This is a genomic window from Bacillus sp. MSP13, assembly GCF_000815295.1.
Taxonomy (GTDB): Bacteria; Bacillota; Bacilli; order Bacillales; family Bacillaceae; genus Bacillus; species Bacillus vallismortis.
Map to the genome: position 1 here is coordinate 136,424 of NZ_JXAQ01000011.1, position 11,721 is coordinate 148,144.

The following is an 11,721-nucleotide window of genomic DNA, read 5'->3' on the forward strand; positions in this document are numbered from 1 at the left end:
AAAAAAACACTGCTCACAAAAAATACACATTAAAAAACCAATCGAATTCCCTATTCATCGAAAATTTTCCATGATGTAACATAACTAAGGGTGAAAATTCCTGTTGGACAGCAGGTCTTTAGCATGATTTTGTGGAAACCGGTAAGGAGAGCAAAAAAAAGGCATATCATGAAAAAGGAAGTACATTCGAAAATGGGGAGAGAATGGTGAACGAAAAAATTGATGAACTGAACAAAAGAGTTGGACGTTTGGAACAAGAACTGGCCAATGTCAAAAAAGAGATCACATATCTCACGGCAGGCAAGCAAGAACAAGCTATAGCCAAAACGGTAGAACATCCAAAAATCAGCAAAGAAACCGAAGTGCCAAAACAGACAACGGCTCCGTCAAAAGAGAGCCGCACTTTAGAAAACATAGCAGGAAATTGGCTTCCGAAAATCTTTATTTTTGTTTTTCTTCTTGGCATGATTTGGGCGTTTGCGGCGGCTGCTGAAAAAGGCTGGGTCAACACATATATGAGGGTGGCGGCAGGGCTCATGGTCTCCATTGTGCTTTATGTTCTCGGCAGCAGGCAATATAAGAAAAATGCCAGTGTGCTGGGCGTCTCATTATTGGCGGGCAGTAACATTGTCTACATCGTTTCTTTATTTGCTGGGAACATGCTGTACCAGATGATCCCGACCCCGCTTACAGTGATCCTTCTTGCCGCAGGCGTTGCGGGCGGTGTGTACATATCAAGAAAATATCGGTCACAAACACTCATTGCGATTATCGGCGCAGGTGTTTACTTGTATCCGTTTTTATTTGGCGGGGAACAAGGAAACGAATACATTTTTTATGTATATGAGTTATTGGTTTTCGCAGGGTTAATGTATGAGACAGTCAAACAAAAGTACAGCGTGGCGTGGAATATAGCAAATTATGCATTTATATTAGCGATTTATGCTTTCTTATCATTTACCGATGCACAGGTATCGGTTTGGACACTTGCTGTCTTTACGATGCAGCAGGCGATCATGATCTTCTCGGCCTTACGATCGCCCAGCTCATTTCAAAAAGCTGTCTACCTCACAGCCATTTCAATCGGAGCTTTTGTCGTTTTCATTACAGGGTTTGTCCTGTATCTAAAAAACGATACAGCGTTATACGCCTTTTATACTGTTGCTTTTGTCATTTACCTATTGTTAAGTTTATGGCAAAGAAAAGAATTAGTCGAAATCAAACATACGTTTTTTCTCATTTCTATGATTTATTTTAATGTATTAGCAGCGGATGCATTAGATGAAAATGAGATTTTGCTGTACATCATGTTTACGTTGCAAGGAATCATGATGTGTTACGTGTCATACCGCAAAAAAAGCTGGCTGATCGGCATTGCGGGAGTGATTGTCGTTTTACAGGCATCGTGCGGCCTCATGCAATACCCGGCACGCTCATTACACTTTCTCAGCGTGGTCTCTTGGCTGCTGCTGATCAGCTCACTATTTGCTGCCTATCTGTATTCGAAAAACATACAAAATAAACAAATCACGATTGTTGTTTCGTACGCTGTTTCCTTCCTGATGCTTGTATTCTTCAGCAAATTATCCATATGGATGACGGATAAGATTGACGGCGTCTCCAATCATATAGGAGTATCCCTGTCTTGGTTTATATTTGTCATCGTGATGTACGCTGTTTATTACGCAACCAAAGACAAGACATGGAACCGAATCGGGCTTGTATTTTTATTTATTACACTGGCCAAAATGATTTTAATAGATTCTGCTTCGATAGATATTGTTTGGAGAGCGGTCTTATTCATCTTGTTAGGGGTCATCGGGCTGTTTATATCCAGAATATTTTATTCGAAAAAAGAGAAGCCATAATGCCTGGCCACGACTGCCGAGAGAACTCGGCGGTCTTTTGTTCGTTTGATTCTATCAGTTCACGATATGGAGGTTCGTCATGAAAAAAACCATTTTGATCATCTTCAGCTTATCACTAGCCCTGACAGGCGGATGCAGTATAAACGACAATGATAAAAACACCACTAATGACATTAAGACGGAAGCCGTAAAACCAAAAGAAATGGACCCAAAAGACCTGCCGCAAGTTCCGGCATTTCAGGACGAAAAAATGAGAGAGTATATGGTGTCAACGAAGGAAGATGAGCCAGGGTATTATGTGCTGGAGTCTAAGCTAAAAGGATTTAGGATGTTGTTCCCGGCGGACGGGGAATATTCAAGCTATTTGTCTAGTCGTGATGAAAATGAAGAAATCATAGCATTTGATAGTTATGATAAAACAAAAAATAAAATGTTAAATGCACAAATAGAGTATTACCAAAGAACATCCTTTATAAATAGTGCTGAGACAATGTTAGAGCAAATTAGCAAAGAAAATGGTTATAATGGCAGTTTTGAAAAGCTAGAGGACGAAGATAAAGATATTTATATTGCTCATAAGAAAAATCATTTTCAAAACGAGAAACACAAATACAACTTTTCATACAGATATTTCGGTTATATAAAATCACCCGAGAAAAAACAAGCCGGTATCGTATTTTCATTTATGTTTAGATGTCCAAATGATGAGAAGCTTTGTACTTTAGATCAAGATCATTTAGGAGATCAGGTGAAAAAGCAGATGAGATCCATCACCTTTTTAGATCATAAACAGGAGAAATAAACTGAATGCAAAGATTAAAGTTTTGGCTAAAAATCACTTTTTGGTTTTAGCCAAAAACCCGTGGAGGTTCGTAATGAAAAAGATCATCTTGATTTGCTTCAGCTTAATACTAGCTCTGACAGGAGGATGCAGTATGAACGACAATGATAAAATCACCACCAATGACAATAAAACAGAAGTTGTAAAACCAAAAGACCTGCCGCAAGTTCCGGCATTTCAAGACGAAAAAACGAGAGAATACATGGTGTCAACGAAAGAAGAGGAGCCGGGGTATTATTTGTTTGAGTCTAAGCTGAAAGGGTTTAGGATGCTGTTTCCGGAGGATGCTAAGTATCTAGAAAGAAGATCATCGTTAACTGGGAGCAATAAAGAAAGTATTGGATTTAATAGTTATGATAAAGACACCAATGTAATGTTTGATGGACATGTAACATATTACAAAGAAGTAAGCTTTGTGAATGAACCTGAAACTATGCTAGATATTGTAAGTGGGAAAAATAGCTATAAAGGAGAATACAAAAAAAGCAGTAAAAAGAACAATGATATTTACTTTGCTAAGAAAAAAAACATCTTTGAGGATATTGAAAGAAAATATAATGATTCATACAGTTACTTTGGTTATGTGAAGTCTACAGAAGAAGATAACCTAGGAGTTGAATATGCCTTTACTTTCGGATGCAAAAATGAAAATCAACCATGCTCTTTAGATGAAGAAAAGGCTAAAAATAAAGTTGAGAAATTAATACATTCCATCAGCTTTTTAATAGATAAAAAGGACAAATAAAGTTAAGGCTAATTGATTAGAATATGGCTATTAACAACAGTTGGCCTTAATGAATGCAAGTGAAATGATAGAAAACCATTATTCGTGTAAACAACGAAAACCTGCGGAGGTTCTTCATGAAAAAGATCATATTTATTTGTTTCAGCTTATTACTTGCCCTGACAGGCGGATGCAGTATGAACGACAATGATAAAAACACCACAAATAACAATAAAACAGAAGCCGTAAAACCAAAAGACATGGATCCAAAAGACCTGCCGCAAGTTCCAGCGTTTCAGGACGAGAAAACGAGAGAGTACATGGTGTCAACGCAAGAAGAAAAGCCGGGGTATTATTTGCTTGAGTCTAAGCTGAAAGGGTTTAGAATGTTGTTTCCGGCAGATGGCGAGTATCTTCCAGACTATTCTACGTCAAATGGAAAGAATAGCGAATCGATAGGGTTTCAAAGCTATAATGAAAAATCAAATATACTCTTAGATGCGCAAATTAGCTACTATAACAAATCTTCTTTTATTAATAATCCAGAAACAATGCTGCACCAAATTAGTAATGAGAATGGTTACGAAGGTGATTTTAAGAAAGAAAAAACTGATGGAAAAACAGTTTATACTGCATCAAAAAAAAAGCACTTTTAAAAACAGTGATCGTAAACACAATTATTCCTTTGGTTATTTTGGATATATAGCATCCAGTGATGAAGAGTGTCTAGGGATAGTATATTCCTTTATCGTCCGGTGTAAAAAAGATGATAAACCTTGTACTTTGGATGAAGACCAAGCAAAAGAAAAAACGGATACTCTAATTCAATCTATAACCTTCTTTAAAAATAAAAAGAAGAGTAGAGATGGCGAATAAAAATGTTTTCGCATCTTCTCAGCTGTAACATGAATAAGAACAAAATAAGCAATTTGCATCCGGGTTATTAATATCAATTAGTTAACCCCATTGGAGGTTCACTTTGAATAAGAACACTTATATTTACATCATTTTATTACTTTGCCTGACAGGCGGATGCAGTATGAACGACAATGAAAAAAACAGCACCAATGACAATAAAACAGAAGCCATAAAACCAAAAGACATGGACCCAAAAGAACTGCCGCAAGTTCCGTCGTTTCAGGACGAAAAAACGAGAGAGTACATGGTGTCAACGATAGAAGAGGAGTCGGGGTATTATTTGCTGGAGTCTAAGACGAAAGGATTTAGGATGTTGTTTCCGGAGGATGGGGAGTACTCAGACTCTGAAACTTCAAAGAAAAACGAATCACTATTTTTTGACAGTGTGAATAAAAAAACGAATATAGTAATGAACGCTTCAGTAAAGTTGTATCAAAATGAATCATTTATAAACGATCCCGAGACTATGTTGGATATCGTTAGCGGTAAAAATGAATACAAAGGTCATTTTGAAAAATTTGAAGCAAAAGATAAGGATATTTATTTTGCTTCAAAACAAGAAAACTTTGACAACGAAGAAAACCCATCTTACATTTTTCTTGGATATATAAAGTCAAAAAAACAAGATGATTTAGGGATGGAATATTCTTTTATGTTTAGCTGCTTAGCCAATGCAAAGACATGCAAACCAGATCCAAAAGTAAATGAAGAACAGGTTAAAAGAATAATAAACTCTGTTACCTTTGGCGTGGTGTAAGAGAAAAATACAAACATTGATGTCGAAGGTTTTTTTATCTCGAAGAGGTTTTATTCGAAACAGAAGTAGTAATCGCTCAAAGACTGCCAAGGGAAACAGCGTTTTTTCGAGTATAAGAAATTTAACCCGTATCTTAAGTCCTCTTTTCTGTTTAGTGTAAACCGTACATAATTCCCTATTTAACAAATTTATTCCATTTCATAACATGAATAAGGATAAAATAATCACTTTTTAACAGGGTCATTAGTATGAATTTTGATAAATCAGCTCAAAAAACCACGGAGGTTCTTCATGAAAAAGATCATCTTTATTTGTTTCAGCTTATTACTTGCCCTGACAGGCGGATGCAGTATGAACGACAATGAAAAAAACGATACCAATGACAATAAGACAGAAGCCGTAAAACCAAAAGACCTGCCGCAAGTTCCGGCGTTTCAGGACGAGAAAACGAGAGAGTACATGGTGTCAACGAAGGAAGAGGAGCCGGGGTATTATGTACTGGAGTCTAAGCTGAAAGGATTTAGGATGTTGTTTCCGGAAGAAGCGAAGTACGTATCTAAATTTTCGAGTTTTGGCGAAAACGAAGAAACAATAATATTTGCTAGTTACAATAAAAAAACTAGCATTCAATATGATGGGCAATTGGATTATCATCGAGAAAAAAGTTTTGCGAATGACAAGGATACAATGCTGGACATTGTAAGCGGTAGAAATAGTTATAAAGGCAAATTCGAAGAAAGAGAGCTATCTGATAAAATTGTATATTCTGCTCAAAAGAAAAGTGTTTTTGATGATGTAGAGGGAAAGAATAATTTTTCTTATAGATTTTTTGGTTATGTCAAATCTACAAAAGAGTATGATCTGGGAATAGAGTATTCGTTTCGATTTGCCTGCTATAGTGATGAAGAGGCTTGTCCATTAAAGAAAGATGAAGCAAGAGAAAAAGTTCAAAAAATAATAGACTCTATTACTTTTTAAAAGTTAAAAAGGAGACATAGAGGAAATGGAAAATAAGAATATATTTGAAAATGAAAATGTAAAACTGCGTTTAATCTTTGAAGCCGAGATGCGCCGAATATAAATGAGAAAAACATAGAATCATCCGGAAAATGTGGAACGATACACATCTTGTTAAAGGTGCATCGTTTACTCTTTTCCTATTCAAATCACGAGTGGGAGATTTTTATTTTCATCATGGCAAAAATATACTGAAAAAGTCTCTCTCCATTGATATGATTGAGAAAGAGTAAAAATCATCCTTTTGATACGACATTTCACCTTTCTGAACGCTGAAACAGGAGGAAAAAGTATATGCCAACCCAGCAACAAAAATCGAAAAGTAAATTGAAACCCTTTTTTGCATTAGTGAAGCAGACCAACCCTTCTTATGGAAAGCTTGCTTTTGCGCTGGTTCTCAGTATTGTGACCACACTGGTCAGCCTGCTCATTCCATTATTAACGAAACAATTAGTCGACGGTTTTTCCATGTCAACCCTTTCAGGGACACAAATCGGGCTGATCGCGCTTGTTTTTTTCGTTCAGGCTGGTTTAAGCGCCTATGCCACCTACGCGCTTAACTATAATGGACAAAAAATCATTTCGGGGCTGCGGGATTTATTATGGAAGAAATTAATTAAGCTCCCTGTCCCTTATTTCGATACAAACGCTTCCGGAGAAACCGTCAGCCGTGTGACGAATGATACGATGGTGGTCAAAGAATTGATCACAACCCATATCAGCGGGTTTATTACAGGCATCATTTCAGTCATTGGATCTCTGACAATCTTGTTTATTATGAATTGGAAGCTGACCCTGCTTGTATTAGTTGTCGTTCCGCTTGCCGCTCTAATCCTAATCCCGATTGGCCGGAAGATGTTCACCATTTCTCGGGAAACGCAAGATGAAACAGCCCGTTTTACCGGCCTGCTGAATCAAATCCTTCCGGAAATCAGACTGGTCAAGGCTTCAAATGCGGAGGTTGTTGAATATGGGCGCGGGAAACTGGGGATTTCCTCATTATTTAAACTGGGAGTTCGTGAAGCCAAGGTTCAGTCGCTTGTCAGTCCGCTTATCTCACTTGTATTAATGGCAGCGCTTGTGGCAGTCATCGGATACGGGGGCATGCAGGTCTCCTCAGGCGAGCTCACTGCCGGAGCGCTCGTGGCCTTTATTTTATATTTGTTTCAAATTATTATGCCGATGGGCCAGATCACAACGTTTTTTACACAGCTGCAAAAGTCAATCGGCGCAACCGAACGGATGATTGAGATTTTGTCAGAAGAAGAGGAAGATACTGTAACAGGAAAACAAATCGAAAACGCGCATTTGCCTATCCAGCTTGATCGTGTGTCTTTTGGATATAAGCCTGATCAGCTGATTTTGAAAGAGATCAGCGCGGTCATTGAAGCAGGGAAAGTAACAGCGATTGTCGGTCCGAGCGGCGGAGGGAAAACAACATTGTTTAAGCTGCTTGAACGTTTTTATTCACCGACTGCAGGGATCATTCGGCTGGGGGAAGAGCCGGTTGACACTTACTCGCTTGAATCGTGGCGGGAGCATATCGGGTATGTATCACAGGAAAGCCCGTTAATGTCAGGAACGATTAGAGAAAATATTTGTTACGGGTTAGAACGTGATGTAACGGACGCTGAGATCGAAAAGGCCGCGGAGATGGCATACGCGCTCAATTTCATAAAGGAGCTTCCGAATCAGCTTGATACGGAGGTAGGCGAACGGGGCATTATGCTGTCAGGCGGACAAAGGCAAAGAATCGCGATTGCCAGAGCGCTTCTCCGAGATCCGAGCATTCTCATGCTTGATGAAGCGACCTCAAGCCTTGACAGCCAATCTGAAAAATCAGTCCAGCAGGCGCTCGAGGTGCTGATGGAGGGCCGCACCACGATTGTCATCGCTCACCGCCTCTCTACTGTTGTAGACGCGGACCAGTTACTGTTTGTTGAAAAAGGAGAAATTACCGGACGGGGAACCCATCATGAATTAATGGCTTCGCATGATCTATATAAAGATTTTGCTGAACAGCAGCTCAAAATGAACGCGGATTTAGAAAACAAAGCCGGGTAAATTTTGGTCGAATCAGCCAGAAAAAAAACGGGGGGATTTTCCCAATCCTTCCTTTTGAACTATTGAGGGGCTGACGATTTATGGTATACTACTGACGGTAATATTGTATAAAAACGGAGGGTAGTTGTGGGAAAACACACTTCTGAACATAAAAATCACTCACAAATTGTCCAGCTGCTTCAAGATGGACAATATTTTTTTCATAAAGGCTTGAAAGCGTATAAAGAGCGCAATCTGAAACGGGCAAGCAAACTGATTCAACGCGCGGTTCATTTAGAGCCGGAGGATTCAGAGATGCTTTCGCAGCTTGCGGTCATTTATTCAGAAATGGGCCAATATCAAGAGTCGAACGATCTTCTTGATTATATTATGGCAAATCTGGAGACCGAAATGCCGGAGTGCCATTACTTTAAAGCGAATAATTTTGCCCACCTGGGACTCTTTCAAGAAGCTTATAAAGAAGCGGCCGCTTATTCAGATGAGGATCCGGACGGTGAATTCGCTGAAGAAAACGATAGTCTGCTTGAATTGCTAGATTTAGGAGATGGCGGGCCTGAGGATTCTCTGTATGATCAGGATGAATTGCTGGTGAAGCAGGATCAGGCAAAGTCCCTCTTGGAAAGCGGCCAGCTTGCTGAAGCGGTGGTGGCGCTTGAGGAAATCACAGCTGAATATCCGGAGCTTTGGTCAGCATACAACAATTTGGCGCTTGCCTATTTTTATTCAGGCAACATCGTGAAAGCAAAGGAAACGGCTTATCAAGTGCTCAGTCATAATGAAGGAAATCTTCATGCCTTATGCAATCTACTCGTTTTCTACTATTATGAAAGAGAAGACGAAAAAGTGGCGGAATTGAGTGACCGGCTTTCTAATGTGTATCCGATGCTATTGGAACAGCGATACAAACTTGGAGCTACTTTGGCGCTGGTCGGCCGCTATGAGCTCGGATATAAATGGCTCAAGTCATTATATAAAAGCGGCTTTGAAGGCGACGACACATTCTTTTACTGGCTATCGTGCTCCGCTTATTTTACCGGGCATACTGAATTCGCCGAGACGATCTGGAGAAAAGTCGAGTCGCAATATCCCGGTGAAGACCGCCCGGCTCCCTGGGTTGAACGGAGGGAAGCACTCCCTTCATCGGTAGAGCAGCGTCTCGCAGCCTATTATATCAGCAGTACAAAGGGAGAAACGGAGCATCTCGAAGCAGTGATACACTCGAAGAGAATCACCGCTCCTTTCGAAAATCATTTTGTAAGGCTGCTCTTGAATGGAGAGTCGGCTGCTGCTGATGTATCAGAGGATGCGCTTTTCGCTTATCAAACCGTCAAATTATTGGAGCAAGCTGAGAAAGAAGAAATGAAAACAGAGGTCATGAGCTGCTGGGTGTTCCATGTCATTCAGCAAATCCGGGCTGCCGTTCCATTGAAAAATGAGAAGGGCTGGGCGGCTGCGATTTGTTATATTTGGAAAGAAGCTCACGGAAAACATGATACGAAAAAAGACACAGCGGCCCGATTTGGCATCTCTCCGGCAACGTTGACGAAATATATGAAATATATTGATGATATTCTAGAATAGAATATTTTGAAGAGTCGATTTGTATAATCGACTCTTTTTTTATTTGATAGATTATATGAATAGAATAATATCGACAGTTTTTTTACGTATTTAAGATAAATGACAAACGATGAATGGCTTGACATCTGTTTGAAACACAAATGTAATAAAATTTATCGCTAATTTGTCGAAACTTGATGGTATAATGATTCTCGTACATAAGGAATTAGTGTTTTTTACATATGATGTGAAATAAACGCTATACAGCCAGAATAAGAGATGCACAGAAACATTAACCATAAACAACCATCATTCCTCGTAGAGTATGAGGAACGAAACTTGATGTTTAAAATACGATTCCAAATGAGAACAGGTTCACAGTAAAGGGAGGATATTAAAAGTGAGAAAGAGTTTATTGACACTTGGTTTGGCTTCCGTCATCGGGACAAGCAGTTTTTTGATCCCATTTACAAGTAAAACTGCATCGGCGGAAACATTAGACGAAAAGAAACAAAATATCGAAAGCAAGCAATCTGAGGTTGCTTCCAGCATAGAAGCGAAGGAAAAAGAATTAACTGCGCTTCAGGAAAATCAATCAAAGATTGAAAAAGAACTAAAAGACATTAACGATAAGGCGCTTAATACAAGCAACGAGATCGAAGATAAAAAAGAAGAAAACGCTAAAACAAAAGAAGAAATCAAAAAGCTGAAAAAAGAGATTAAAGAGACAGAAGCCCGTATTGAAAAGCGCAACGAAATCCTGAAAAAACGCGTTCGTTCTTTACAGGAAAGCGGTGGATCTCAAGGATACATAGATGTCCTTTTAGGGTCAACAAGCTTTGGTGACTTTATCTCTCGCGCGACTGCGGTTTCATCAATTGTTGATGCAGACAAAGACTTAATCAAGCAGCAAGAGCAGGATAAAGCGAAACTTGAAGATTCTGAAGCGGATTTGAATAATAAGCTGAAAGAAGTTCAAACTGCATTGGCTAAATTAGAAACCATGCAAAAAGAGCTTGATAAACAGCTTGATGAAAAAGACAAGCTGTTTGAAGAAGCAAAAACAAGCCAGAAGAAAACGGCTGACGCGATTTCTGAATTAAAATCAGAAGCGTCTGAGCTTGCGAACCAAAAAGCAGATACCGAAGCAGAACAAGCACGCATCAAAAAAGAACAAGAAGCTGCGGCTGCTTTGATCAAAAAGCAGGAAGAAGCGCAAAAAGCATCTGATGAGACACAGACAGCTACAACTGAAACAGCAAGCTCATCTCATGATGATTCTTCAAATAACAATTCTTCTAAGAGTTCATCAAACAGTTCGTCTAACAGCTCATCTTCTAAGAAGAGAAGCAGTTCAAACAGCAATTCAGGCGGCACTGTCATCAGTAACTCAGGCGGAATTGAAGGCGCGATCAGCGTTGGTTCAAGCATTGTCGGAAGATCTCCGTACAAATTTGGCGGCGGACGCTCTCAGTCTGATATCAATAACCGTATTTTTGACTGCTCATCATTCGTACGCTGGGCATTCGCTTCTGCAGGTGTCAACCTTGGATCTGTCGGCGGAACAACAACTGATACGTTAGTTGCTAGAGGACAAGCTGTCAGCGCGTCTGAAATGAAGCGCGGAGACTTAGTTTTCTTTGACACATACAAAACAAACGGTCACGTTGGAATTTACTTAGGAAACGGTACTTTCCTAAACGATAATTCATCTCACGGTGTATCTATTGACTCAATGAGCAACGTTTACTGGAAAAAGACATTTAAAGGCGTTGTAAGACGTGTTGTTCAATAATAAATAAGACAAGGGCCTTCTTGAACAGAAGGCTCTTTCTTTATTAATACATATACCCTTTAAAAAAACATTTAATCACGATCTGAAAAAAATGAGCAAAAAAATAGCGTATCACCCTGAGATTTTATAGGATATGGGTAAGGTATACGTTAGATGGGGACTCTTATTATATAAAGA

Annotated in this window: 8 protein-coding genes and 1 pseudogene; all 9 read left to right on the forward strand. The window is 39.3% G+C overall.

All coding sequences use genetic code 11. The features are described from left to right. Positions 1-203 precede the first annotated feature (203 nt). The 9 genes and pseudogenes from SC79_RS12905 to SC79_RS12945 all read left to right on the forward strand — a co-directional run bounded on the left by SC79_RS12905 (position 204) and on the right by SC79_RS12945 (position 11,544). Positions 204-1,868: a DUF2339 domain-containing protein gene (locus tag SC79_RS12905; protein ID WP_039075692.1), complete on the forward strand. Its 1,665-nt coding sequence runs from the start codon at positions 204-206 to the stop codon at positions 1,866-1,868. 79 nt (positions 1,869-1,947) lie between these two features. Next, on the forward strand, positions 1,948-2,670 hold the full coding sequence (locus tag SC79_RS12910; RefSeq protein ID WP_039075398.1) for a hypothetical protein: 723 nt from the start codon (positions 1,948-1,950) through the stop codon (positions 2,668-2,670). Between the two features lie 73 nt (positions 2,671-2,743). Further along, on the forward strand, positions 2,744-3,454 hold the full coding sequence (locus SC79_RS12915) for a hypothetical protein (protein ID WP_039075399.1): 711 nt from the start codon (positions 2,744-2,746) through the stop codon (positions 3,452-3,454). 116 nt (positions 3,455-3,570) lie between these two features. After that, positions 3,571-4,309: pseudogene (locus SC79_RS12920) on the forward strand (lipoprotein YvcA). Positions 4,310-4,472: 163 nt separating this feature from the next. Then, positions 4,473-5,108 (forward strand): lipoprotein YvcA, encoded by a 636-nt coding sequence (locus SC79_RS12925; RefSeq protein ID WP_156122671.1) that lies wholly within the window; start codon positions 4,473-4,475, stop codon positions 5,106-5,108. 291 nt (positions 5,109-5,399) lie between these two features. After that, a complete protein-coding gene (locus SC79_RS12930; RefSeq protein WP_039075401.1) occupies positions 5,400-6,086 on the forward strand; it encodes a hypothetical protein in 687 nt (228 codons plus the stop codon). A 333-nt stretch (positions 6,087-6,419) separates the two neighbouring features. Then, positions 6,420-8,189, forward strand: coding sequence for a multidrug resistance ABC transporter ATP-binding protein/permease BmrA (gene bmrA / locus SC79_RS12935; RefSeq protein WP_039075402.1), 1,770 nt, complete (start codon positions 6,420-6,422; stop codon positions 8,187-8,189). A gap of 126 nt (positions 8,190-8,315) precedes the next feature. Continuing rightward, on the forward strand, positions 8,316-9,770 hold the full coding sequence (locus SC79_RS12940) for a tetratricopeptide repeat protein (protein ID WP_039075403.1): 1,455 nt from the start codon (positions 8,316-8,318) through the stop codon (positions 9,768-9,770). A gap of 379 nt (positions 9,771-10,149) precedes the next feature. Further along, positions 10,150-11,544 carry a C40 family peptidase gene (locus SC79_RS12945; RefSeq protein ID WP_039075404.1) on the forward strand — a complete coding sequence of 465 codons (1,395 nt, stop codon included), beginning with the start codon at positions 10,150-10,152 and terminating at the stop codon, positions 11,542-11,544. Positions 11,545-11,721 lie beyond the last annotated feature (177 nt).

What these genes read in the sequence shown, in the direction of transcription:
- SC79_RS12905 (WP_039075692.1), top strand. Translation starts at nt 204, where the DNA reads ATGGTGAACGAAAAAATTGATGAACTGAACAAAAGAGTTGGACGTTTG.
- SC79_RS12910 (WP_039075398.1), top strand. Translation starts at nt 1,948, where the DNA reads ATGAAAAAAACCATTTTGATCATCTTCAGCTTATCACTAGCCCTGACA.
- SC79_RS12915 (WP_039075399.1), top strand. Translation starts at nt 2,744, where the DNA reads ATGAAAAAGATCATCTTGATTTGCTTCAGCTTAATACTAGCTCTGACA.
- SC79_RS12925 (WP_156122671.1), top strand. Translation starts at nt 4,473, where the DNA reads ATGAACGACAATGAAAAAAACAGCACCAATGACAATAAAACAGAAGCC.
- SC79_RS12930 (WP_039075401.1), top strand. Translation starts at nt 5,400, where the DNA reads ATGAAAAAGATCATCTTTATTTGTTTCAGCTTATTACTTGCCCTGACA.
- bmrA (WP_039075402.1), top strand. Translation starts at nt 6,420, where the DNA reads ATGCCAACCCAGCAACAAAAATCGAAAAGTAAATTGAAACCCTTTTTT.